The sequence below is a fragment of the Leifsonia sp. GW821-FHT13C09 genome, from assembly GCF_058806435.1.
This window is the reverse complement of the sequence record NZ_JBXAPS010000001.1, coordinates 334,462-358,065: the sequence shown is the minus strand read 5'-3', so window position 1 is coordinate 358,065 and position 23,604 is coordinate 334,462. Positions and strand designations below refer to the sequence as shown.

The 23,604-nt window shown below is 69.6% G+C and carries 25 protein-coding genes; 11 read left to right on the top strand and 14 right to left on the bottom strand.

All coding sequences use genetic code 11. From position 1 onward, the window contains the following. Nucleotides 1–15 precede the first annotated feature (15 nt). Nucleotides 16–615 (top strand): histidine phosphatase family protein, encoded by a 600-nt coding sequence (locus AC1ROW_RS01700; RefSeq protein WP_493017134.1) that lies wholly within the window; start codon nt 16–18, stop codon nt 613–615. Here AC1ROW_RS01700 and AC1ROW_RS01695 read toward each other — a convergent pair. Continuing rightward, nucleotides 594–1,709, bottom strand: coding sequence for a glycosyltransferase family 4 protein (locus tag AC1ROW_RS01695; protein ID WP_493017133.1), 1,116 nt, complete (start codon nt 1,707–1,709; stop codon nt 594–596). The genes AC1ROW_RS01700 and AC1ROW_RS01695 overlap by 22 nt on opposite strands. Beyond that, the gene (locus AC1ROW_RS01690; RefSeq protein WP_493017132.1) at nt 1,706–2,668 is read right to left on the bottom strand and encodes an alpha/beta fold hydrolase; all 963 of its coding nucleotides are present in this window, start codon (nt 2,666–2,668) and stop codon (nt 1,706–1,708) included. Before AC1ROW_RS01690 ends, AC1ROW_RS01695 begins: the two co-directional genes overlap by 4 nt. 175 nt (nt 2,669–2,843) lie before the next feature. On the opposite strand from AC1ROW_RS01690, the gene treS reads away from it, so the two are divergent. The 3 genes from treS (at nt 2,844) to AC1ROW_RS01675 (ending at nt 5,708) form a co-directional block, all read left to right on the top strand. Next, entirely contained in the window at nt 2,844–4,553 is a 1,710-nt protein-coding gene (treS, locus tag AC1ROW_RS01685) for a maltose alpha-D-glucosyltransferase (RefSeq protein ID WP_493017131.1), read from the top strand. Between the two features lie 55 nt (nt 4,554–4,608). Then, on the top strand, nt 4,609–5,307 hold the full coding sequence (locus AC1ROW_RS01680) for a 3'-5' exonuclease (protein ID WP_493017130.1): 699 nt from the start codon (nt 4,609–4,611) through the stop codon (nt 5,305–5,307). A gap of 68 nt (nt 5,308–5,375) precedes the next feature. After that, complete coding sequence (locus AC1ROW_RS01675; protein WP_493017129.1) at nt 5,376–5,708, top strand: DUF4190 domain-containing protein; 333 nt, start codon at nt 5,376–5,378, stop codon at nt 5,706–5,708. A gap of 120 nt (nt 5,709–5,828) precedes the next feature. On the opposite strand, the gene AC1ROW_RS01670 is transcribed toward AC1ROW_RS01675, so the two are convergent. The 3 genes from AC1ROW_RS01670 to glgA form a co-directional block, all read right to left on the bottom strand. Further along, on the bottom strand, nt 5,829–6,080 hold the full coding sequence (locus AC1ROW_RS01670) for a type B 50S ribosomal protein L31 (protein ID WP_090038270.1): 252 nt from the start codon (nt 6,078–6,080) through the stop codon (nt 5,829–5,831). Between the two features lie 134 nt (nt 6,081–6,214). Beyond that, a complete protein-coding gene (locus tag AC1ROW_RS01665) occupies nt 6,215–7,015 on the bottom strand; it encodes an ABC transporter ATP-binding protein (RefSeq protein WP_493017128.1) in 801 nt (266 codons plus the stop codon). Between the two features lie 19 nt (nt 7,016–7,034). After that, nucleotides 7,035–8,222 (bottom strand): glycogen synthase, encoded by a 1,188-nt coding sequence (glgA, locus tag AC1ROW_RS01660; RefSeq protein WP_493017127.1) that lies wholly within the window; start codon nt 8,220–8,222, stop codon nt 7,035–7,037. 47 nt (nt 8,223–8,269) lie between these two features. Between glgA and glgC the strand changes: the two genes are divergently transcribed. Continuing rightward, a complete protein-coding gene (gene glgC / locus AC1ROW_RS01655) occupies nt 8,270–9,514 on the top strand; it encodes a glucose-1-phosphate adenylyltransferase (RefSeq protein WP_493017126.1) in 1,245 nt (414 codons plus the stop codon). Next, on the top strand, nt 9,511–10,194 hold the full coding sequence (serB, locus tag AC1ROW_RS01650) for a phosphoserine phosphatase SerB (protein WP_493017125.1): 684 nt from the start codon (nt 9,511–9,513) through the stop codon (nt 10,192–10,194). The genes glgC and serB overlap by 4 nt, the downstream gene beginning before the upstream one ends. A 29-nt stretch (nt 10,195–10,223) precedes the next feature. Here serB and fabG read toward each other — a convergent pair whose 3' ends face one another. Then, complete coding sequence (gene fabG, locus AC1ROW_RS01645; protein WP_382460522.1) at nt 10,224–10,934, bottom strand: 3-oxoacyl-ACP reductase FabG; 711 nt, start codon at nt 10,932–10,934, stop codon at nt 10,224–10,226. 76 nt (nt 10,935–11,010) lie between these two features. Between fabG and AC1ROW_RS01640 the strand changes: the two genes are divergently transcribed. Genes AC1ROW_RS01640 through AC1ROW_RS01630 form a run of 3 tightly spaced genes read left to right on the top strand, consistent with a single transcriptional unit; the run spans nt 11,011 to nt 12,457 of the window. Further along, nucleotides 11,011–11,343, top strand: a complete 333-nt coding sequence (locus AC1ROW_RS01640) for a DUF3099 domain-containing protein (RefSeq protein WP_493017124.1) — start codon at nt 11,011–11,013, stop codon at nt 11,341–11,343. Then, nucleotides 11,340–11,582 carry a hypothetical protein gene (locus AC1ROW_RS01635; RefSeq protein ID WP_493017123.1) on the top strand — a complete coding sequence of 81 codons (243 nt, stop codon included), beginning with the start codon at nt 11,340–11,342 and terminating at the stop codon, nt 11,580–11,582. Before AC1ROW_RS01640 ends, AC1ROW_RS01635 begins: the two co-directional genes overlap by 4 nt. After that, nucleotides 11,579–12,457 carry an SURF1 family cytochrome oxidase biogenesis protein gene (locus AC1ROW_RS01630; protein WP_493017122.1) on the top strand — a complete coding sequence of 293 codons (879 nt, stop codon included), beginning with the start codon at nt 11,579–11,581 and terminating at the stop codon, nt 12,455–12,457. The genes AC1ROW_RS01635 and AC1ROW_RS01630 overlap by 4 nt, the downstream gene beginning before the upstream one ends. A gap of 82 nt (nt 12,458–12,539) precedes the next feature. Here the strand turns inward: AC1ROW_RS01630 and AC1ROW_RS01625 are convergent, their stop codons facing one another. The 6 genes from AC1ROW_RS01625 to sufB all read right to left on the bottom strand — a co-directional run bounded on the left by AC1ROW_RS01625 (nt 12,540) and on the right by sufB (nt 18,340). Beyond that, entirely contained in the window at nt 12,540–14,138 is a 1,599-nt protein-coding gene (locus AC1ROW_RS01625; RefSeq protein WP_493017121.1) for an ABC-F family ATP-binding cassette domain-containing protein, read from the bottom strand. 108 nt (nt 14,139–14,246) lie between these two features. Continuing rightward, a complete protein-coding gene (locus AC1ROW_RS01620) occupies nt 14,247–14,576 on the bottom strand; it encodes a metal-sulfur cluster assembly factor (RefSeq protein ID WP_179605846.1) in 330 nt (109 codons plus the stop codon). A gap of 28 nt (nt 14,577–14,604) precedes the next feature. Then, a complete protein-coding gene (gene sufC, locus AC1ROW_RS01615) occupies nt 14,605–15,399 on the bottom strand; it encodes a Fe-S cluster assembly ATPase SufC (RefSeq protein WP_493017120.1) in 795 nt (264 codons plus the stop codon). Nucleotides 15,400–15,403: 4 nt separating this feature from the next. Further along, nucleotides 15,404–15,733: a non-heme iron oxygenase ferredoxin subunit gene (locus AC1ROW_RS01610; RefSeq protein ID WP_493017119.1), complete on the bottom strand. Its 330-nt coding sequence runs from the start codon at nt 15,731–15,733 to the stop codon at nt 15,404–15,406. After that, nucleotides 15,733–16,920: a Fe-S cluster assembly protein SufD gene (sufD, locus tag AC1ROW_RS01605; RefSeq protein ID WP_493017118.1), complete on the bottom strand. Its 1,188-nt coding sequence runs from the start codon at nt 16,918–16,920 to the stop codon at nt 15,733–15,735. The genes AC1ROW_RS01610 and sufD overlap by 1 nt, the downstream gene beginning before the upstream one ends. Before the next feature lies 1 nt (nt 16,921). Continuing rightward, a complete protein-coding gene (sufB, locus tag AC1ROW_RS01600) occupies nt 16,922–18,340 on the bottom strand; it encodes a Fe-S cluster assembly protein SufB (protein WP_179605842.1) in 1,419 nt (472 codons plus the stop codon). Between the two features lie 326 nt (nt 18,341–18,666). Between sufB and AC1ROW_RS01595 the strand changes: the two genes are divergently transcribed. Further along, entirely contained in the window at nt 18,667–19,608 is a 942-nt protein-coding gene (locus tag AC1ROW_RS01595) for a COX15/CtaA family protein (protein WP_493017117.1), read from the top strand. On the opposite strand, the gene AC1ROW_RS01590 is transcribed toward AC1ROW_RS01595, so the two are convergent. Together AC1ROW_RS01590 and AC1ROW_RS01585 are read right to left on the bottom strand one after the other, a co-directional pair. Further along, nucleotides 19,582–20,124, bottom strand: coding sequence for a GNAT family N-acetyltransferase (locus AC1ROW_RS01590; protein ID WP_493017116.1), 543 nt, complete (start codon nt 20,122–20,124; stop codon nt 19,582–19,584). The two genes, AC1ROW_RS01595 and AC1ROW_RS01590, sit on opposite strands and share 27 nt — an antisense overlap. 86 nt (nt 20,125–20,210) lie before the next feature. Continuing rightward, nucleotides 20,211–21,134 (bottom strand): heme o synthase, encoded by a 924-nt coding sequence (locus AC1ROW_RS01585; protein ID WP_493017115.1) that lies wholly within the window; start codon nt 21,132–21,134, stop codon nt 20,211–20,213. Between the two features lie 372 nt (nt 21,135–21,506). Here AC1ROW_RS01585 and tkt point away from each other — a divergent pair, with 372 nt between their 5' ends. After that, nucleotides 21,507–23,600 (top strand): transketolase, encoded by a 2,094-nt coding sequence (gene tkt, locus AC1ROW_RS01580; RefSeq protein WP_493017114.1) that lies wholly within the window; start codon nt 21,507–21,509, stop codon nt 23,598–23,600. Nucleotides 23,601–23,604 lie beyond the last annotated feature (4 nt).

The following is a 23,604-nucleotide window of genomic DNA, read 5'->3' as shown; positions in this document are numbered from 1 at the left end:
GACGAAAGGACGCGCGTGACCCTCATCTCCCTCGTTCGGCACGGCCAGACCGACTGGAACCTGGCCAAGCGCATCCAGGGCTCCAGCGACATCCCGCTCAACGCGACGGGACGCGCCCAGGCCGACGCGACGGGCCGGGCACTGGCGGGAGGCCGCTTCGACGCCGTGTACGCGAGCCCGCTCAGCCGGGCGTTCGACACCGCGCGGATCATCGCAGGGCACCTGGGGCTCGGCGAGCCGGGGACGCTGCCGGCCGTGGCCGAGCGGCAGTACGGCGAGGCGGAAGGCCTGACAGGAGCCGAGATCCTGGAGCGCTGGCCCGAGGGAACACCCGTCCCCGGACGGGAGACCCGCGAGGAGGTCGTCCAGCGCGCGCTCCCGGCCCTGCTCGAACTGGGCGACGCGCACCCGGGCGAGAACCTGATCGTGGTCAGCCACGGCGGCGTGATCGGCTCGCTGGTCCGGCACGTGACCGACCACGCCCTCCCCGGCCCGGGGGAGGTCATCCCGAACGGCTCCGTGCACCGCTTCCGCTACGACGACGGCCGGCTCACCCTCGACCGCTTCAACCTCGGGCCGGAGGACCGTGACCTCTACACCGCGTCGGTGCTCTGAACCCGGCGGCCGCGGCGCGCGGCCCGGGTCGCGGTCGCGGTCAGCACGGTCAGCAGGTGGTCGGCCGACGCCGACCAGGTGAACCGGCCCGCCTCGCGGAGCGACGCCGCCGACCGCTGCGCCCACACGCCCGGCTGCTCCAGGTGTCGCACCCGCGCGGCCAGCGCGTCGGCGTCGTCGGCCGGGAAGTACAGCGCCGCCTCGCCGCCGATCTCGCGGAAGATCGGGATGTCGCTGACGACGACCGGCGTCCCGAGCGTCATCGACTCCACCAGCGGGATGCCGAAACCTTCGTCGCGCGACGCCGTCACGAGCGCGGTCGCGCGCGCCAGCGTCTCGGCGTAGTCCTCGTCGGTCGCGCCGTCGTGGAAGACCAGCCGCGCCCCGGGCTCCAGCGCCGAGAGACGGTCGCGCTCGGCCGGGGCGACCCGGCTCATCAGGTGGAGCTGGTAGTCGGGAAGCTGCGCCGCCGCGCGCACCAGCGTGTCCACGTTCTTGTACGGCATGAACGAGCCCATGTAGACGAGCACCTTCGCCTCGGGGGCGGTGCGCGCCAGGCGCTCCTCCGGCAGCGCCGGCATGTCCGCGGCGTTCGGGACGACGTAGACCGGGCGCATGGTGAGGTGGTGCTCGGCGATCAGGTCTTTGGTCGTCTGGGACACCGTCACGACCGCGTCCGCCCGGTTGAGCAGCAGCCGCTGCGGCCACCAGGCGAGGTGGTACAGCCGCCAGAGCACCCGCACGAACCCGGGCAGGTCGCGCGGCGGCGTCGGGTGCCGGTAGTAGATCAGGTCGTGCACGGTCAGGATCAGGCGGTAGCGCCGCCCGAAACTCCCCATCGTCTGCATGGGAGTGAACACGACGTCCGGCTTCAGCTTGTTGACCCGGCGGGCGACCAGCGGTTCCAGCGCGGAGGTGGGCGACGGGGCGAGCTCCCACGGCAGGTCGGGCAGCAGCTCGAGCTGGCGGTGGTCGCTGATCAGCATCGTGACGGCGTGGCGCTGAGCCAGTGCGCCCACCAGTCCTGCCGTGAAGCGGCTGATGCCGTCGTGGCGGCCGATGCGGGTGTAACGGCAGTCGAAGACGATCCTCACGGGCGCTCTCCTCCGTCCGCGGTGTGGGTGCCGCTCAGGAACTCCTCGATCGCCCGCGCGGCCTGCGCCGGCTTCTCGTAGTGGATGAGGTGGCCGACGTCCGCGACCTCGACCAGGCGCGCGTCCGGGAACAGCCCGCACAGCCGGCGCTCGGCCTCGATCGGCGTGATGTCGTCGTCCATCGCGGCGATCAGCAGCGTCGGCTCCGGGATGCGCGCCGCGTACTCGCTGACATCGTGTGCTACGGAGGCGCGGAACGCCTGCAGCACGACCCGCCGGTCGCTGAACGCCGAGAAGTAGCTGTCGTGCTGGCCGTGGATCCACGCGCGCAGCGAGCGGTCCCGGGTCTTCGCCATCGCCTCGCTCATCACGCGCACGATGATCCGGTTGCGCAGCAGGGCGAACCCGAGGCGCTCGGGAAGGGCCGCCGCGAGCCAGTAGTAGAAGATCGCGAGCCGGGTCAGGACACCGCGGGGACCGGCGAGGGCCGGCTGGCCGATCGGGTTGACCAGCACCACGGCGTCGGGACGCTCCCCCGCGTCGCCGGCCAGCGTCGCCGCGACCACGATCGAGCCGAACGAGTGCCCGAGCAGCACGACCCTCCCGCTCAGGCCGAGCCCGTCCACGAACGCACGCAACCAGGCGGAGTAGCCGGGGATGTCGTGATCCCGCTCCGTCAACGGTGTGGACTCGCCGAAGCCGGGGAGGTCGGGCGAGATCAGCCGGAGGCCGCCGCCGAGCTGGGCGACCACCGGCTCGAGGCCGTGGTGGTCGCCGCGGAAGCCGTGCACCATCACCAGCGTGGTCGCGGCGTCCCGGTCGCCGTAGTCCCAGTAGCGCGTCAGACCGCCGAGCAGCGGAAGCTCGGCGCGACGGACCGGGACGCGACTCAGCGCCTCGGCGTACGGGGAGGCGGCGTCGCGGTACGGGGAGGCGGCGTACCGTGTCGAGGAGGTCATCGCCGTACAGTCTAGGCCGCGACCCGACCGTCGCCCGGTGAATGCCGGGTGAGGACTGGACAGCCCACCGCCCGCAGGTCCTAGACTTCTCTGGATGTAATCGCTTGCATGACCCCACCGTGCACGACCCCCGAGCTCGCTGCCCCGACGGCGTGGCCGCTCGAGAAGGAGAACCGTGAGTTTCACCGCGCCCATCACGCTGCCCGGGCTCACCCTCGATCCGCAGTGGTATCGCCGCGCCGTCTTCTACGAGGTGATGGTCCGCTCCTTCGTGGACAGCAACGGCGACGGCTCCGGCGACATCGCCGGCCTGACCTCCAAGCTGGACTACTTGCAGTGGCTGGGCATCGACGCGCTCTGGCTGCCGCCGTTCTTCCAGTCGCCGCTGCGCGACGGCGGTTACGACGTGTCCGACTTCAAGGCGATCCTGCCCGAGTTCGGAACGATCGAGGAGTTCCGCGACCTGGTCACCAAAGCGCACGAGCGCAACATGCGCATCATCATCGACCTCCCGATGAACCACACCTCCGACCAGCACGAGTGGTTCCAGCAGTCCCGCAGCGATCCCGAGGGTCCGTACGGCGACTTCTACGTGTGGAACGACACCGACGACAAGTGGCCGGACATCCGGATCATCTTCGTGGACACCGAGGACTCCAACTGGGCGTTCGACGAGGCGCGGCGGCAGTTCTACTTCCACCGGTTCTTCTCGCACCAGCCCGACCTCAACTTCGAGAACCCGGCGGTGCACGACGCGATGTTCGACGTCGTCCGGTTCTGGCTCGACCTGGGCGTCGACGGCTTCCGGCTCGACGCGATCCCCTACCTGTACGAGTCGGATGAGGGCAACGGCGAGGGCGAGCCGCCCACCCACGAGTTCATCAAGAAGCTCCGGGTGATGGTCGACCGCGAGTACCCGGGCCGGATGATGATCGCCGAGGCGAACCAGTGGCCCCGCGAGGTCGCGGCGTTCTTCGGCTCCGAGGACGAGCCCGAGTGCCACATGGCGTTCGACTTCCCGGTGATGCCGCGCATCTTCTACGCGCTGCGCAGCCAGCAGGCCTCCGAGCTGATCCGGGTGCTGTCCGAGACCACGGACGTGCCCGAGGGCTCCGCCTGGGGCGTCTTCCTCCGCAACCACGACGAGCTCACCCTCGAGATGGTCAGCGAGGAGTACCGCCAGGCGATGTACGGCTGGTACGCCTACGACCCGCGGATGCGCGCCAACATCGGCATCCGGCGCCGGCTGGCCCCGCTGCTCGACAACTCCCGTGCCGAACTGGAGCTCGCCCACGCGCTGCTGTTCTCGCTGGAGGGCAGCCCGTTCCTCTACTACGGCGACGAGATCGGGATGGGCGACAACATCTGGCTGCCCGACCGCGACAGCTCGCGCACCCCGATGCAGTGGACGCCGGACCGCAACGCCGGCTTCTCCACAGCCGACCCCGGCAAGCTCTTCCTCCCGGTCGTCCAGTCGCTCGTGTACCACTACAACCAGGTGAACGTGGAGGCGCAACTGGCGCAGTCGCGCTCGCTGCTGCACTGGATCCGCAACGTCATCCACGTCCGCAAGGCGCACCCGGTGTTCGGGCTCGGCGACATGCGCGTGCTTCCCACCGACCACGAGTCGGTGCTGGCGTTCGTGCGCAGCTACGCGGGCAGCGGGACGCACTTCGGCGATCAGCCGGAGGATGTCCTCTGCGTGTTCTCGTTCGCGCACAACCCGGTGTCGGTGACGCTCGAGGCGCCGGAGTTCGCCGGGAGCGCGCTCTACGACCTGTTCGGCGGCGCGGAGTTCCCGACCGTCGCCGAGGACGGCCGCTTCACGCTGACGCTCGGCACGCAGAACTTCTACTGGCTGCACATCGAGCCGCGCCGGGCGTAGTTCCCCTCGGCGTGTTCGGCGGGGACGGACGCCAGGTCCTTCCTACGCTGGCTGCATGAGCAACTGGCATCACGAACTCGGCGTCTTCGATCTGGAGACCACCGGCGTGGATGTCGAGACGGCGCGGATCGTCACCGCCCACGTCGGCCTGCTCGGCGAGAACGGCGAGGTCAAGCACGGCCGCTACTGGCTGCTCGACCCGGAGGTCGAAATCCCCGCGGAGGCCACGGCGGTGCACGGCATCACCACGGAACTCGCCCGCGAGAAGGGCATGGACGCCGGCGCCGGCGTCGAGGCGATCGTCGACCAGCTCCGCCGGCTGTTCGATCGCGGCATCCCGGTGGTCGCCTACAACGCGCCCTACGACTTCACGCTCCTCGACCGCGAGGCCCGCCGCCACGGCGTCGAGCCGCTGTCCTCCCCCGGCCCGATCATCGACCCGCTGGTCATCGACCGCGCCGTGGACCGCTACCGCCCGGGAAAGCGCACGCTGACCGTCACCGCGACGCACTACGGCGTCGAACTGATCGCCGCCCACGACGCCGGTGCCGACGCGGTCGCGGCGGGGCGCCTCGCCCAGGCGCTGGCCCAGCGGCACGTCGAGGAGCTTGCGATGGCCGCTGTGGAGCTTCACTCCAAGCAGGTGGACTGGTGCCGCGAGCAGGCGGCCGACTTCCAGGAGTACATGCGACGCGTCCGGGACCCCGACTTCACGGCCTCGGGTGCGTGGCCGGTGCACGCCTGGACCGCGTGACCGTGCCGTCCAGGCCCCGCACGTTTGGGGGCTGCTGCACGTCCGCTGGGGACGCTAGTGTGTGAAACATGAGTGACTCCGACCTGAATCCGCAGCCCCTCCCGCCGCAGGAGCCGCAGCCGCCGCAGCCGCAGTACGGCGCCTACCAGCCGCCGGCACAGCCCGGCTACAACACGATGTCGATCGTGGCGTTCATCCTCGCGTTCTTCGTGAGCGTCGTCGGCATCATCCTGGGCTTCGTCGCCCTCTCCCAGATCAAGCGCACCGGCGAGCAGGGCCGGGGCCTCGCCCTCGCCGCCGTCATCATCGGCTTCATCGAGGTGGCGATCGGCATCCTGGTCTTCATCCTGGTCCTCGTCGGCCTGGGAATCGCCGCCTCGCACGGCTACCGCACTTACTGAGCCCGACCGGATTCGTGCCGAATGTCGCGAATGGCGCCGCCAGAAGCGACATTCGGCACGAATGTACAGCGCACAACGCGAAAGGCCCCCGTCACAGACGGGGGCCTTTCGCGTTGCGGCTTACTTGCCGAAGTTCTTGTAGCGCGTGTTGAACTTCTCGACGCGGCCGGCCGAGTCGAGGATGCGCTGCTTGCCCGTGTAGAACGGGTGCGACTCCGAGGAGATCTCGACGTCGATGACCGGGTAGGTGTTGCCGTCCTCCCACTCGATGGTCTTGTCGCTGCTCACGGTGGAGCGGGTCAGGAAGGTCGCACCCGAGGCCAGGTCGCGGAAAACCACGGGGGCGTAGTCGGGGTGGATGCCAGTCTTCATGAGGACTTCCTTGTTGCGTAGTGTTCGGTCGGTCGTGTCCGCGCGCTTCAGCGCGTTGACGGAAAGCTTTTCGGTTCTCACCTGTCAGATCGACGGATCGTGCGGGGAACCAGCTATCGAGTTTAGCAGATACCTCAGTCGCTCGTGGCCTGACGCGCCCGGGCGGTGAAGCGGCCCTCGGTCTCGGTGAGCTCCACGTCCACCCCGAAGGTCTCGCTCAGCGACTCGCTCGTCAGCACCTCGCCGATCGGGCCGGCGGCGGTGACGCGGCCGTCCTTGAGCAGGAGCGCGCGGTTGAAGCCGAGCGGGATCTCCTCGACGTGGTGGGTGACCATCACGATCGCCGGGGACTTCGGGTCGCTCGCGTAGCCGCCCAGCAGCTGCACCAGCTCCTCGCGGCCGCCGAGGTCGAGGCTCGCAGCGGGCTCGTCGAGCAGCAGGATCTCCGGGTCGGTCATCACCGAGCGGGCGATCTGAACGCGCTTCTGCTCGCCGTCGCTCAGGCTGCCGAAGGTGCGCTCGGCGAGGTGGTCGAGGTGCCACTCCGACAGCACCCGGCGGGCGCGGCGCTCGTCGATGTCCTCGTAGAGCTCGTTCCAGCGGCCGGTCACGGCGTAGGCCGCGGTCATCACCACGTCGAGCACCCGCTCGGTGCGCGGGATGCGCCGGGCCAGCGCGGTCGAGGCGAAGCCGAGCAGCGGACGCAGCTCGGACAGGTCGCTGTGGCCGACGGTCTCGCCGAGCACCACGGCCTCCCCCGACGACGGGTGGATGGCCGCCGCGGCGACCTGCAGCATCGTGGTCTTGCCCGCGCCGTTCGGGCCGAGGATGACCCAGCGCTCCTCCGGCTCCACCGTCCAGTCGACGTTCTGGAGGACGGGGTTGCCGTCCCGGACTACGGACACGTCGTGAAGTCGGAGAACACTGCCTGCCATGCGCTCTAGCCTACCGGCGTCAGACGGAGGTCAAGGACCGGTAGATGGCGCGGGTCTGCTCCGCGATCGCCGTCCAGCTGAACTCGGTCTCGGCGCGCTTCCGCCCCGCGGCGCCCATCCGCGCGGCCCGCTCGGGGTCGGAGACGACCTCGGTCAGCGCGGCCGCGAGGTCGCGGACGAACGCCTCCGGATCGGTCGGCGTCCCCGTACCGTCCTGGAGCTGCTCGATCGGCACGAGCCGGCCGGTGACACCGTCGACGATCACCTCGGGGATGCCGCCGGTCGCGGTCCCGACGACCGGGAGCCCGCAGGCCATGGCCTCCAGGTTCACGATGCCGAGCGGCTCGTAGATCGACGGGCACACGAACACGGTGGAGGCCGTCAGAGCGGCGCGCAGCTCATCGTTGGGCAGCAGTCGGTCGATCCAGACGACACCGTCGCGCTCGGCCTGCAGGCCTTCCACCAGCCCGGTCACCTCGGCAAGGATCTCCGGGGTGTCCGGCGCGCCGGCGCACAGGATGACCTGCACCTCCGGCGGCAGCATCCGTGCAGCGCGCAGGAGATACGGGAGGCCCTTCTGCCGGGTGATCCGGCCCACGAAGATCACGGCGGGACGGTCGGGGTCGATGCCGAGGGCGCGCGCTTTGTCGGCGTCGTGCAGCGGGGTCCAGCGCTCCAGGTCGATGCCGTTGTAGACCACGGTGACCTTCTGCGGGTCCAGAGCCGGGTAGGAGGCGAGGATGTCGCGGCGCATGCCGTCGCTCACCGCGATGACCATGTCGGCGGCCTCGAAGGCGGTCTTCTCGATCCAGCTCGAGACGCGGTAGCCGCCGCCGAGCTGCTCGGCCTTCCACGGCCGCAGCGGCTCCAGGCTGTGCGCGGTCACGACGTGCGGGACGCCGTGCAGCAGCTTCGCGAGGTGGCCGCCCGCGTTGGCGTACCAGGTGTGCGAGTGGACGACGTCCGCTCCCCCGCAGTCCTGCGCCATCTGGAGGTCGACCCCGAGCGTCGTGATCGAGCCGTTGGCCGTCGCGAGCTCGGCGGGGACGCGGTACGCGAACGTGTCCGCCTCGTCCCGCGGCTCCCCGAAGCAGCGGACCATTACCTCGGTATCGGTCCGCAGCGCGCGGACCAGCTCGGTCACGTGCACCCCGGCTCCGCCGTAGATGTCCGGCGGGTACTCCTTGGTCAGAAGATCAACGCGCATGTCGAGAACGCTAGTACAGCCCCCCGGTTGCCTCTACTGTGGTGCCTATGGCAGCAGGCAAGAAGATCTTCGGCATCGTGCTCGCGGGCGGCGAAGGGAAGCGGCTGATGCCGTTGACCGCCGACCGCGCCAAGCCTGCGGTGCCGTTCGGCGGACAATACCGGCTCATCGACTTCGCGCTGTCCAACCTGATCAACTCGCAGCTGCGCCAGATCGTCGTGCTGACGCAGTACAAGTCGCACAGCCTCGACCGGCACGTCTCGCAGACCTGGCGGCTGGACGGGATGCTGAACTCCTACATCGCGTCCGTCCCGGCCCAGCAGCGACTCGGCAAGCGCTGGTTCAGCGGCTCGGCCGACGCCATCCTGCAGAGCCTCAACCTGCTGCGCGACGAGCGGCCCGACATCGTGGTCGTGGTCGGCGCCGACCACGTCTACCGCATGGACTTCAACCAGATGCTGCAGGCGCACATCGACTCGGGCGCCCCAGCGACCGTCGCTGCGATCCGCCAGCCGATCTCCCTCGCCGACCAGTTCGGCGTGATCGAGGTGGACGCGGACAAGCCGGACCGGATCGCGGCGTTCCGCGAGAAGCCGAAGGACCCGGTGGGCCTGCCGGACTCCCCCCAGGAGGTGCTCGCCTCGATGGGCAACTACGTCTTCGACGCCGACGCCCTGATCGACGCGGTGATCCGCGACGGCGACCGGCCAGACTCCAACCACGACATGGGCGGCGACATCATCCCCGACTTCGTGTCGCGGAACGAGGCAGCGGTCTACGACTTCAACAACAACGACGTGCCGGGATCGACCGACCGCGACGCCTACTACTGGCGCGACGTGGGGACGATCGACTCGTTCTTCGAGGCCCACCAGGACCTCATCTCGGCGCTGCCGGTGTTCAACCTCTACAACCGGGAGTGGCCGATCTTCAGTCAGGTGCTCAACTCGCCGCCCGCGAAGATCGTCCGCGACGGCCGCGGCGCGCTCGGCACCACGATCGACTCGATCGTCTCGCTGGGCTCCGTCATCTCCGGGGCGCACCTGGAGCGCAGCGTGCTCGGCCCCTGGGCCACCGTCGCCTCCGGGGCCAAGGTGATCGACTCCGTCGTATTCGACCGCGCCCTGATCGAGCCCAACGCCTTCGTCGGCCGGGCCATCCTCGACAAGGATGTGGTCGTGGCGGAGGGCGCGCGCATCGGCGTGGACCCGGAGCGCGACCGCGCTCGTGGCTTCACGGTCACCGAGTCCGGGATCACCGTCGTCGGCAAGGGAGTGCACGTCGTCCCATGACGTCAGGACATCCACGCGAGGGCATCCGCCCCACCGAGCGGGCCGCCCGCTTCCTCGTCGTCCTCGACGCCGACTCCACCCTCATCCATGACGAGGTGATCGAGCTGCTCGCCGACGAGGCCGGCTCGCGCACCGAGGTCGCCGAGATCACCGAGCGCGCCATGCGCGGCGAGCTCGACTTCGAGGAGAGCCTGCGCGAGCGCGTCCGCACGCTGGAGGGCTTGCCCGTCTCGGTCTTCGAGCGCGTCGGGGAGCGCATCCGCGTCACCGACGGCGTCCCGGAGCTCATCGCCGGCGTGCAGGCCGCAGGCGGCGAGGTCGGCGTCGTCTCCGGCGGGTTCCACGAACTGCTCGACCCGCTCGGCGAACGGCTCGGTCTCGACCACTGGCGGGCCAACCGGCTCGCCGTGGCCGACGGCGTGCTGACCGGCGAGATCGACGGGCCTGTCGTCGACGCCGCGGCGAAGGCGCAGGCCCTGCTGTTCTGGGCCGCGGAGTCCGGCGTCCACCTCCGCCGGACCGTGGCGATCGGCGACGGCGCCAACGACCTGCGGATGATGGCGGAGGCCGGACTCGCCGTCGCGTTCAACGCGAAGCCGCGGGTGCGCGAGGAGGCCGACCTGGTCATCGACCGGCAGGACCTGGCTCAGGTCCTGCCGCTGCTGGGATTGCGGGGCTGACGGCCGCGAGCGGCTGGCGGCCCGACGGGCTAGTGGCCCATCCCGAGGCCGCCGTCGACCGGGATCACGGCGCCGGACACGTAGCCCGCGTCGTCGCCCGCGACCCACGCGACCACGCGCGCGACCTCGTTCGGCGACGCGAAGCGGCCGGCCGGGATGTTGCGCTTGTACTCCGCCTGCTGCGCCTCGGGCAGGGCGGCGGTCATGTCCGTCTCGATGAAGCCGGGGGCGACCACGTTGGCCGTGATGCCGCGGGCGCCGAGCTCGCGCGTGATCGAGCGCGCCATGCCGACGAGCCCCGCCTTGCTGGCCGCGTAGTTCACCTGTCCTGCGGAACCGTACAGGCCCACGACGCTCGAGATGAGCACGATGCGGCCCCAGCGGGCCTTCAGCATGCCCTTGGAGGCGCGCTTGACGACACGGAACGCCCCGCCCAGGTTGGTCTCCACCACCGAGTCGAACTCCTCGTCGCTCATCCGCATGAGCAGGGTGTCCTTGGTGATGCCGGCGTTCGCCACCACGACCTCGACCGGGCCGAGCTCGGCCTCCACCTGGGTGAAGGCGGCGTCCACGGACGCGGCGTCGGTGACGTCGGCGCGGACCGTGAGCGCGCCGGCCGGGCCCTCGCCCGAACGCGCCGTCACCGCCACACGGTGCCCCTGAGCGAGGAACTCCTCGGCGATCGCGTAGCCGATCCCCCGGTTCCCTCCGGTGACGAGCACAGTGCGTGGCGTGGTCATGCAGACGATCCCTTCAATCGATTCGGCCCGCAGCGGGCCGGTACCAGTTTATGGACGTACTCTGGAGTCAACGCACATGAAGCAGCCACGCCCGTCCATCACCAATCTCCCGCTCTCGCCGGACGAGGAGCGCAAGCGGCGGATGATCAAGTACTCCGTCGCCATGGGGGTCCGTATCGTCTGCCTCATCGTCGCGCTCATCGTGGGCTGGCCGTGGGGCGCGATCCCGCTGATCGGCGCGGTGTTCCTGCCGTATTTCGCGGTGGTGATCGCCAATGTCGGCGCCGAGCCGCATGAAGCGGAAGCACAGCGTCCGGGCAATATCCTTCCGATGGCCCCTCCGCCGGGAGGACGTCAGGACGACAGCGGCGACACGCACGGCGCGAACGCGCACGAGGAGGATGAGTGATCGGACTGGGCGAACCCGAGCCGCTCACCTGCTCCCGCGCCGGCTGCCGGGAGACCGCGGCCTGGCGGATCGAGTGGCGCAACCCGCGCATCCACAGCGCCGACCGGGTGAAGGTGTGGCTGGCCTGCGGCGAGCACGTGGACTACCTGCGCGAGTTCCTCGCGGCACGGGAGTTCCCGGTCACCGTCGTGCCGGTCGAGACCCCGAGCCCCGCGGAGACGGGGAGGACCGGCGCGTGACCCCCGACCCGTCGACGCCCGAGCAGAGGTCCGTCGGCTGGAGCTTCGCGTTCTCCCGCCGCTGGTTCGGCTACCTGGCGTTCGCGATCGTGTTCGCGATCGCCTGCGGCTTCCTCTCCAACTGGCAGCTCGCGCGCAGCAAGGAGGCCGCGGCCGCCAACGCGCTCATCTCCGCCAACTTCTACTCCCATCCAGTCCCGCTCGACCAGGAGCTGCCGTCGCTCACCGCGTACTCCCCCGCGCAGGAGTGGACGCGCGTCACCGTGACGGGCACGTACGAGAAGGACAAGGAGATCCTGGCGCGCAACCGCCCGTTCAACGGCTCCCCCGGCTTCGAGGTGCTCACTCCGCTCCGCACCGCGGACGGATCGCTGTTCATCGTGGACCGCGGCTGGGTGCCCACCGGCAACAACACCGACGCCCCCGACCACGTGCCGCCCGCGCCCTCCGGTGCCGTCACCGTCATCGCCCGGCTGAAGGCCAGCGAGCCGGCCATCCAGGGCCGCACCGGCGTCGGGATGCAGGTCGGCACCATCCAGCTCTCGGTGGTCAAGCAGAAGCTCGGCGGCGCCGACGTCTACACCGGGGCGTACGGCCTGCTCGCGTCGCAGAAGCCGAGCCCCGCGAGCGCGCCGACGCCGACCGTCACCGACCCGCCCACGCAGGACGAGGGCCTACACTGGTCGTACATGATCCAGTGGATCATCTTCGCCCTGATCGGCTTCTTCGGTCTCGGCTACGCCCTGCGCACCGAGTACCGCAAGCGCAACGAGCACGACCCCGCCGAGCGGGCCCGCGCCGCCGAGCGCGCCCGTCGCCGGGCCCTCAAGCGCAGCGACGCCGACGTCGAGGACGAACTCCTCGACGCCCGCTGAACACCGCGCGGCTACGCTTCACATTCGTGCCGAATCGCGACTCTGAGCGTGTCAGAGCCGCGATACGTGACGAATGTCGGCGCTATGCCAGCGAGATCAGGTCGAGGTAGTCGCGGTTCCAGTGGTCCTCGACGCCGTCGGGGAGGATGAGGACGCGCTCGGGGTTCAGCGCCTCCACGGCGCCCTCGTCGTGGCTGACCAGCACCACCGCTCCCTCGTAGTGCGCGAGCGCGTCGAGGATCTCCTCGCGGCTGGCCGGGTCGAGGTTGTTGGTCGGCTCGTCCAGCAGCAGCACGTTCGCACCGGAGACCACGATCATCGCCAGCGCGAGCCTGGTCTTCTCGCCGCCGGAGAGCACCCCGGCCGGCTTGTGCGCGTCGTCGCCGGTGAACAGGAACGAGCCGAGCACCTTGCGGGCCTCGGTCTCGGTCAGGTTCGGCGACGACGACACCATGTTCTGCAGCACCGAGCGCTCGACGTCGATCGTCTCGTGCTCCTGCGCGTAATAGCCGATCCGGAGGCCGTGGCCGGGCTCCACCATGCCGGTGTCCGGCTTGTCGACGCCCGCGAGCATCCGCAGCAGCGTGGTCTTGCCCGCGCCGTTCAGTCCGAGAACGACGACCTTGGAGCCGCGGTCGATCGCGAGGTCCACGGCGGTGAAGATCTCCAGCGAGCCGTAGCTCTTGGACAGGTCCGAGGCCGCAAGCGGCGTCCTGCCGCATGCGGCCGGGGTCGGGAAGCGCAGCTTCGCCACCCGGTCGACCTGGCGCACCTCGTCCAGGCCTGCGAGCAGCTTCTCGGCGCGCGCGACCATCTGGTGCGCGGCCGCCGCCTTCGTGGCCTTGGCGCCGAACTTGGCCGCCTGGAGCTGGAGGGCGGACGCCTTCTTCTCGGCGTTGGCGCGCTCCTTCTTGCGGCGCTCCTCGTCGGCGGCGCGCTGACGCTGGTAGTTCTTCCAGCCCATGTTGTAGATGTCGATCACCTGGCGGTTGGCGTCCAGGTAAAAGACGCGGTTGACCGTCTCGCCGACCAGCTCCACGTCGTGCGAGATGACGATGAAGCCGCCGGAGTAGTTCTTGAGGAAGTCCCGCAGCCAGACGACCGAGTCGGCGTCGAGGTGGTTCGTCGGCTCGTCCAGGATCATCGTGCGCGCGTCCGAGAACAGGATGCGCGCCAGCTCGATGCGGCGGCGCTGGCCGCCCGAGAGGGTCTTCAGCGGCTGGTCGAGGATGCGGTCCGGCAGGTTCAGGTTGGAGGCGATGGAGGCCGCCTCCGCCTCGGCCGCGTACCCGCCGTGCATGTGGAACTGCTCCTCCAGCCGGCCGTACTTCTTCATGGCCGCGGCGGACACGTCCGCGTCGTCGCTCGCCATGTCGTGCGTGGCCTGCTGCATGCCGAGGACGATCGAGCCGAGACCGCGCGCGTCCAGGATGCGCGTGCGCGCGAGGTCGTCGAGGTTGCCCGAGCGTGGGTCCTGCGGCAGGTAGCCCAGCTCGCCCGAGCGGTCGACCTTGCCGGCCGTCGGCAGCAGATCGCCCGCGAGCACCTTGGTCAAAGTCGTCTTGCCGGCGCCATTGCGCCCGACCAGCCCGATCTTGTCGCCGTCGGCCACGCGGAAGCTGACGTCCTCCATCAGCAGGCGCGCTCCCACACGCAGTTCGAGATCGTGCACGGCGAGCAAAGCGGTGTTCCTAACGTTCAGAAGCCATCCGCTCCGGAGTTCTGCGCGCGACACGCCGAGGCGAGGCGTACGGAACTCCGGAACGGATGGCGGGGATAAGGGGGAATGCTAGATGGCGAAGCCGAGGGCGCGCATCATGTCGCGGCCGTCGTCGGTGATCCGCTCGGGGCCCCACGGCGGCATCCACACCCAGTTGATGCGGAAGGCTTCGACGATGCCGTCGAGGCTCTCGGCGGTCTGCTCCTCGAGCACGTCGGTCAGCGGGCAGCCGGCGCTCGTGAGCGTCATCGAGATGATGAGGGCGTTGTTCTCCTCATCCCAGGCCAGGTCGTAGATGAGGCCCAGGTCGACGACATTGATCCCGAGCTCGGGGTCCATGACGTTCTTCAGCGCCTCTTCGACCTGGTCGAAGAGCGCCGGGCTCAGCGTGGCGGGCATGATCGGATTCTACCTCCGGGCCGCCGGCTCAGGCCTCGGCCAGCTCGCCCGCCGAGGCGGACGCGGACTCGGGGGCGTCGACGAAGCGGTCGTAGCCCTCCTCCTCCAGGCGGTCGGCGAGCTCCGGGCCGCCCTCCTCGGCCACGCGGCCGGCGACGAAGACGTGCACGAAGTCCGGCTTGATGTAGCGGAGGATGCGCGTGTAGTGCGTGATCAGCAGGATGCCGAGCCCGGTGTTGGCCTTGGCGCGGTTGACGCCCTCCGACACGACCTTGAGCGCGTCGACGTCGAGGCCGGAGTCGGTCTCGTCCAGCACCGCGAACTTCGGCTTGAGCAGCTCCAACTGCAGGATCTCGTTGCGCTTCTTCTCGCCGCCCGAGAATCCCTCGTTGACGTTGCGCTCGGCGAACGAGGAGTCCATGCGGAGCTGCCCCATCGTCTCGCGGACGTCCTTCACCCAGGTGCGGATGGCGGGCGCCTGGCCGTCGATCGCGGTCTTGGCGGTGCGGAGGAAGTTGGTGTTGGTCACACCGGGAATCTCGACCGGGTACTGCATCGCGAGGAACAGGCCGGCGCGGGCGCGCTCGTCGACGGTCATCGCGAGGACGTCCTCGCCGTCGAGCGTGATGGTGCCGGAGGTGACCGTGTACTTCGGGTGGCCGGCGATCGTGTAGGCGAGGGTGGACTTGCCCGAGCCGTTGGGGCCCATGATGGCGTGGATCTCACCCTCGCGGATGGTCAGGTCGACACCGTTCAGGATGGGCTTGGTGCCCTGGTCCGTCTCGACGGTGACGTGCAGGTCGCGGATCTCGAGGACTGACATGTGCTTACTGGATCTCTTTCGTGACGTTCGGGTCGATGTACACGTCTCCGTCGATGACCTCGACCTGGAAGACGGGGACCGGCTCGTAGGCCGGGAGGTTGAGCGGCTTGCCGGTGATCAGCGAGAACTGGGAGCCGTGCGCCCAGCATTCGAGCGTCTCGCCCTCGATGAAGCCCTCGGCGAGGGAGATCTCGCCGTGCGTGCAGGTGTCGCCGATGGCGTGGATGTCGCCGGCCGAGTCCTTGACGATCGCGATCGGGACGCCGTCCACGACAACGCGGGTCGCCTGGTTCTCGACCAGCTCGGCCGCGGCGGCGACGCGGGAGGCCGCCATCAGCTCGCCGCCGTGACGGATACCGCGAGCTCGTCCTCGATGGCGGCCTGCAGGCGCTCCTGGAGCGCGGGCGAGCCGATCTGCTGGACGATCTCGAAGAGGAAGCCGCGGACGACCAGGCGGCGCGCCTCGTCCTCCGGGATGCCGCGCGACTGCAGGTAGAAGAGCTGCTCATCGTCGAAGCGTCCCGTGGCGCTGGCGTGGCCGGCGCCGACGATGTCGCCGGTCTCGATCTCCAGGTTCGGCACCGAGTCGGCGCGGGCGCCATCGGTCAGCACCAGGTTGCGGTTCTGCTCGTAAGTGTCGGTGCCGACGGCCTTCGGGCCGATCAGCACGTCACCGATCCACACCGTGCGCGCGCCCTCGCCCTGCAGCGCACCCTTGTAGGTGACGCGGCTGCGGGTCTCCGGACCGTCGTGGTGGACGTACACCTGCTGCTCGAGGTGCTGGGAGGCGTCGGCGAAGTAGGCGCCGAGGAGCTCGGCGTCGGCGCGGGCGCCCGCCAGGTGCGCCGACGGGTTGAGCCGAACCACGCCGCCGCCGAGCGTGACGACGACGTGCTTGATGCGCGCGCCCTCGGCCAGCTCGGCGAAGTGCGCCGCGACGTGCAGCGCGTCGTCGTCCCACTCCTGCACCGAGACGACCGTGAGGTTCGCGTGGGCGCCGAGCAGGAACTCCACGTTCTCGGTCAGGTGCGCCGGTCCGCTGTTCTGCAGGATGAGCGTGGCGTGGGCGCCGGGGGCGACCTCCACCACGGTGTGCGCCGCACGGGCGGGGCCGCCGAGGGCCGCGCGGGTGAGGGTGGCCTCCTTGACGTCGTCGCCCGAGACGGACACGAGCAGCGCTTGCTCGAAGTTCGTCCAGGCGTTCGCCGAGGCGCGGTCCTCCGGGATGCCGGCGGCGCCGACGCGGGCGTCGTCGCGGCCGATCCACGAGGCGGTCACGCCGGGGGCCGGCGTCAGGTCGAAGACATACGGCGCGCCGTCCAGCTCGCCGGAGATGAGCTCGGCGAGGCGGGCGACAGGGGTGTGCTTCCACATGACCTCGCGCCCGGTGACGTCGGGGAAGTCCGTGACCTGCGTGGAGGTGAACCGCTCGGAGCGGGTCTGCACCGGGACGGGCGCGCGCATGTGGCGAGGAGCCGGCGCCGTCTCGGGGGTCTGCGTCGGTGTGCTGGGGGTCGTCATATCAGCCGACAGAGCCTTCCATGCCCATCTCGATGAGCTTGTTGAGTTCGAGTGCGTATTCCATCGGGAGCTCGCGAGCGATCGGCTCGATGAAGCCGCGGACGATCATCGCCATGGCCTCGTCCTCCGGGAGCCCCCGGGACATCAGGTAGAACAGCTGCTCCTCGCTCACGCGGGAGACCGTGGCCTCGTGGCCGAGCTGCACGTCGTCCACCCGGATGTCGATCGCCGGGTAGGTGTCGGACCGGGAGATGGTGTCGACCAGCAGCGCGTCGCAGCGCACGGTGTTGGCGGCGTGGTGCGCGTTGGCGTCCACCCGGACCTCGCCGCGGTAGCCGGCACGGCCACCGCCACGGGCGATGGACTTCGAGACGATCGAGGACTGCGTGTAGGGCGCCATGTGGATCATCTTGGCGCCGGCGTCCTGGTGCTGGCCCGGGCCCGCGAAGGCGACGGAGAGGGTCTCGCCCTTGGCGTGCTCTCCCATCAGGTAGATCGACGGGTACTTCATCGTCACCTTGGAGCCGATGTTGCCGTCGATCCACTCCATCGTCGCGCCCTCAGCGGCCGTGGCGCGCTTGGTGACGAGGTTGTAGACGTTGTTCGACCAGTTCTGGATGGTCGTGTAACGGACGCGGGCGTTCTTCTTCACGATGATCTCGACCACCGCGGAGTGCAGCGAGTCGGACTTGTAGATCGGGGCCGTGCAGCCCTCGATGTAGTGCACGTAGCTGCCCTCGTCGGCGATGATCAGCGTGCGCTCGAACTGGCCCATGTTCTCCGTGTTGATGCGGAAGTAGGCCTGCAGCGGGATCTCGACGTGGACGCCCTTGGGCACGTACACGAACGAGCCGCCGGACCAGACGGCCGTATTGAGCGCCGCGAACTTGTTGTCGCCGGCCGGAATGACCGTGCCGAAGTACTCCTGGAAGATCTCCGGGTGCTCCCTCAGCGCGGTGTCGGTGTCGAGGAAGATGACGCCCTGCTCCTCCAGGTCCTCGCGGATCTGGTGGTAGACGACCTCGGACTCGTACTGCGCGGCGACGCCGGCGACGAGGCGCTGGCGCTCGGCCTCGGGGATGCCGAGCTTCTCGTAGGTGTTGCGGATGTCCTCCGGCAGGTCCTCCCAGCTCTGGGCCTGCTTCTCGGTGGAGCGGACGAAGTACTTGATGTTGTCGAAGTCGATCTCGGAGAGATCGGCGCCCCAGGTCGGCATCGGCTTGCGCTCGAACAGCTGGAGGGCCTTCAGGCGGCGCTGCAGCATCCACTCGGGCTCGTTCTTGAGGTGGGAGATGTCGGTCACCACCTCGGGGCCGAGCCCACGACGCGCGGAGGCTCCGGCGGCGTCGGAGTCCGCCCAGCCGAACTCGTACTGCCCGAGGCTCGCGAGTTCTGGCCGGTCGATCAGGATGTCTGACATATCTACCTCGTTTCCTACCACTCTCAACCGGATATCAGTCCGGCTCATTCCTCCCCCGGCGTGCGGCTGCCGTGCGCTGGGAGCGTCCTGATTGTGCGGGTGGCTTCGTTGCGTGCTGTGCGTGCTGCGTATCGACTCAGCACGTACCTAGACTGATCGAGGACATGGGCGACAGCGCCCCGGCCGCAGGCGAGGAAACGCCTGCGAGCACGCGCAGGGTCGCGCGTTTCTCGAACCCACCAATTCTACAGGTGCGAGGCGGTAATAGTAGAGGCGCGCCTGCACGTTGGCCGAGTATCGATCAGATCTGAGGAACCCAGGAACTTATGAAGCGCATCATCGCGTGGCTGCCCGACCGTGTCGACCGGCGCACCAAGGTCGTCGCCTGGCTCTACCTCGCGGCTCAGATCATGCTCGTCACCACGGGCGGCGCCGTCCGGCTCACCTCCAGCGGACTGGGTTGCCCGACCTGGCCCAAGTGCACGGCGGACTCGATCGTGAACACGCCAGAGATGGGCATCCACGGCGTGATCGAGTTCGGCAACCGCATGCTCGGCGGCGTGCTCGCGATCCTGGCGATCCTCGCGTTCCTGATGGTGGTCAAGCTGCTCCGCTCGCGCCGCGACCTGTTCTGGCTCGCCTTCGCCGCCGGCCTGGGTGTGCCGTTCCAGGCGGTGCTCGGCGGGATCACCGTCCTGACCGGCCTGAGCTGGTGGATCGTCGGCCTCCACTTCGTCACCTCCATCGTGCTGGTCGCGCTGACGACGGTGTTCCTCGTGCGCGTGTACGCCGTCCCCGGCCCGCGTATCCGCGCGGTGCCGGCCTGGTACGCCGTCACGGCCTACGTGACGAGCGTGGTCGTCGGTGTGACGATCGTCCTCGGGATCGTCACGACGGGCACCGGCCCGCACGCCGGCGACCCCAAGACCCCCCGTACCGGCCTGAACCCGGAACTCATCGAGCACGTGCACGCCACCCCGGCGTACCTGACCTTCGCCCTGACGCTGGTGCTCGTGGCCGGCGCCTGGCGGCTCCGCGGGACGCCCGTCCGCCGCTTCACGCTGCTGCTGCTCGCCGTCGAGCTCGCGCAGATCGCGGTCGGGCTCATCCAGTCCAACACCGGGCTTCCCGGCATCCTGGTCGGCATCCACATGACGCTGGCGGCAACGCTCGCGTCGGCGATGACGGCGGTGGTGATGTCGCTGACGGCGCCCGCGCCGCGCGACACGGTCGAGGCCGGCTCAGCCGCGGACGTCGTCACTGCGTAGCACCCCGATCAGGGCCTCACGCTGCTCGCCGCGGAAGTCCACCGTGTGCCGCGCGGCGCCCGCGAAGTCGAACCCGACCGCTTCGGCGAGCCGCCTGCTGGCCTCGTTGCCGGGCAGGTACTCCCAGCGCAGCGCGTCGAGGGCCAGGCCACCCGGCGAGAGCGCGTAGTCGCACACGGCCGTCAGCGCCTCGGTCATCACTCCCCTGCGCCGCGCGGACGGCGTCAGCCAGCAGCCGAGGGAGGCGGACCCGGCCGCCTCATCCCGGCGCACCTCCACGATCCCGAGGAGCGGCGCGCTCGCACCCTCCCGGATCGCCCACACCGTGAACCGTCCGCTCGCCAGCCCGTAGGGGCAGTACTCGCGCACGAAGAACTCGGCGTTGTCGATCGTGTACGGCTGGGGCAGCGGGACCCAGCGCAGGGTCTCCGGATCACTGCAGGCCTCGAAGACGGCGGGGATGTCCTCCTCCCCCGGCGCGTCGAGGACGAGCCGGGCCGTCCTCAGCGCCTGCACGCTCGGCACGCTACCAGCGCCGCGCACATTCGGCACGAATGTCACGAAAGCGCCGCCCATTCACGACATTCGGCGCGAATCGCGGGTCAGAACCAGAGCAGGGGGTCGATCGCGACGGCCAGGAAGATGAGCGTCAGGTAGGCGATGGAGCCGTGGAACACCCGCATGGGCGAGACGTGCTCATGGCGGATCGCGAGGTTGTAGAGCCGGTGCGACTCGTAGAGGAACCAGCCGCCTGCGCCCAGCGAGACCACCGTGTAGAGCAGCCCCATGTGCGCCACCGGGATGAGCAGCAGCGAGCAGGCGACCATCGCCCACGCGTAGAGGATGACCTGGAGGCCCACGACCGTGCGGCCGCGGACGACGGCGAGCATCGGGACGCCCGCCTCCTTGTAGTCCTCGCGGTACTTCATCGACAGCGGCCAGTAGTGCGGGGGCGTCCAGAGGAAGATGACGCCGAACAGGATGACCGGCGGCCAGGCGAGCGAGCCGGTGACGGCAGCCCAGCCGATCAGCACGGGCATGCAGCCGGCGATCCCGCCCCAGACGATGTTCTGGGCGGTGCGGCGCTTGAGGATGAGGGTGTAGAAGACGACGTACAGCAGGATGGCGCCGACCGACAGCGCCGCCGCGAGCCAGTTCGTGAAGAAGCCGAGCACAAGCACGGAGGCGATGCCGAGCGCCCACGCGAAGCCGAGGGCCTCCCGGTCGCTCAGTTCGCCGGTCACCAGCGGCCGGTTCTTGGTGCGGCGCATCACGCGGTCGATGTCGCGGTCGATGTAGCAGTTGAACGCGCCGGCCGAGCCGGCCGACATGTAGCCGCCGACCACCGTGGCCAGCACCAGCCACAGGTTCGGGATGCCGTGAGCGGCGAGGATCATCGTCGGGACGGTCGTGACCAGCAGCAGTTCGACCACGCGCGGCTTGGTGAGGGCGAGGTACGCCTTCGCCTTGCGCGCGACGCCGATGCGGCTCGCCGGTTCGACACGGCTCGATACAGCGACGTCCATTGCTCCCCTGGATAACTGGGTCTCTTAGTACTGGGTTCGTGCGGCCCCGGGACGCCGGTCTCACGGAGTGTCCCGGCGACTGTGCGGATTGTTACAGACCGCGACCAGTCTACGACACCGGTGCAGTTCCGCAGTCTTCCGCGGCGGTGCGCAGGGCGGTAGCGCACGGACCTGCGGGAAGACCCCGTGTTTCGTGCGCGTTACCTATACTTGGAGGTGCTCGCCAGCCGGTGCCCCTTCCCACGGACCTCGATTTGTAGGACTGTGACGGAGAAGCGCCACCGGCGCCGATGACGTCCACGGCGCGCACTACCTCAACCGGTGCGGGTTACACGACGGCCCTCACCACATCTACGAAGGGTCAGTTTTCACGTGGCAGCTCTGCAGTGGGATCCCATTGACAACAAGGCAGTAGACACGGTGCGCGTCCTCGCGGCCGACGCGGTGGAGAAGGTGGGCAACGGTCATCCCGGCACCGCGATGAGCCTGGCCCCCGCCGCGTACCTGCTGTTCCAGAAGGTGATGCGCCGCGACCCGCACGACGAGCACTGGCTCGGCCGCGACCGCTTCATCCTGTCCGCAGGCCACAGCTCGCTCACCCAGTACATCCAGCTCTACCTCGGCGGCTACGGCCTCGAGCTCGACGACCTCAAGGCGCTCCGCACCTGGGGCTCGCTCACCCCCGGCCACCCCGAGTACCGCCACACCAAGGGCGTCGAGATCACCACCGGGCCGCTCGGCCAGGGCATCTCCTCCTCGGTCGGCTTCGCCTACGCCCAGCGCTTCGAGCGCGGCCTGTTCGACCCGGAGGCCGCCCCCGGCACCAGCCCGTTCGACCACTTCGTCTACGTGATCGCGAGCGACGGCGACCTCGAGGAGGGCGTCAGCTCGGAGGCCTCCAGCCTCGCCGGCCACCAGCAGCTCGGCAACCTGATCGCCATCTACGACGCCAACCAGATCTCGATCGAGGACGACACCAACATCGCCTTCACCGAGGACGTCAAGGCCCGCTACGAGGCCTACCACTGGCACGTGCAGGTGGTCGACTGGAAGAAGACCGGCGTCTACCACGAGGACGTGCAGGAGCTGCACCAGGCCATCCTCAACGCGCAGGCCGTCACCGACAAGCCGTCGCTGATCGTCCTCAAGACCATCATCGGCTGGCCGGCGCCGAAGAAGCAGAACACCGGCAAGATCCACGGCTCGGCGCTCGGCGCCGACGAACTGCGCGCCGTCAAGGAGGTGCTCGGCTTCGACCCCGACCAGACCTTCGAGGTCGCCGAGGACGTCATCGAGCACACCCGTAAGGCCGTCGAGCGCGGCGCGCAGGAGCACGCCGAGTGGCAGAAGGGCTTCGACGCCTGGGCCGCTGCGAACCCGGAGCGCAAGGAGCTCCTCGACCGCCTGCTCGCCGGCGACGTGCCCGCGGGCTTCGAGGAGGCCCTCCCGGTCTTCGAGGCGGGCAAGGACGTCTCCACCCGCGCCGCCAGCGGCAAGGTCCTCAACGCCATCGCCGGCGTCATGCCCGAGCTGTGGGGCGGCTCGGCCGACCTCGCCGAGTCGAACAACACCACCATCGAGGGCGCCGCGTCGTTCGTGCCCACCGAGCACTCGACCCACGAGTGGACCGGCAACCCGTACGGCCGCGTGCTGCACTTCGGCATCCGCGAGCATGCGATGGCCGCGATCCTCAACGGCATCGTGCTGCACGGGCCGACCCGCCCGTTCGGCGGCACGTTCCTGATCTTCAGCGACTACCAGCGCCCCGCGATCCGCCTGGCCGCGCTCATGCAGGTGCCGTCGATCTTCGTCTGGACGCACGACTCGGTCGCGCTCGGCGAGGACGGCCCGACGCACCAGCCGATCGAGCAGCTCTCCACGCTCCGCGCCATCCCGCACCTCGACGTCGTCCGCCCGGGCGACGCCAACGAGGTCGCCTACGCGTGGAAGACCATCCTGGAGCGCCGCGGCGGCCCCGCCGGCATCGCCCTGACCCGCCAGAACATCCCCGTGTTCGAGCGCGGCGACGGCGAGGCCACCGGCGACACCCTCGCCTCGGCGGCCAACGTCGCCAAGGGCGCGTACATCCTGGCCGAGGCCCCGGGCGGCACCCCCGACGTGCTGTTCATCGCCACCGGCTCCGAGGTGCAGATCGCGCTGGAGGCCCGCGAGGTCCTCCGCGGCGAGGGCATCAACGCCCGCGTCGTCTCGGCCCCCTGCCTGGAATGGTTCCACGAGCAGGACGCCGCCTACCAGGAGAAGGTCCTCCCGTCCGACCTGAAGGCCCGCGTCTCCATCGAGGCCGGCCTGGCGCTCGCCTGGGACAAGATCGTCGGCGACCACGGCCGCAGCGTCTCGATCGAGCACTTCGGCGCCTCGGCCGACTACAAGACGCTGTTCCGCGAGTTCGGCATGACCACCGAGCATGCCGTCGCCGCAGCCAAGGAATCGCTCGCGTCGCTCTGAGCGC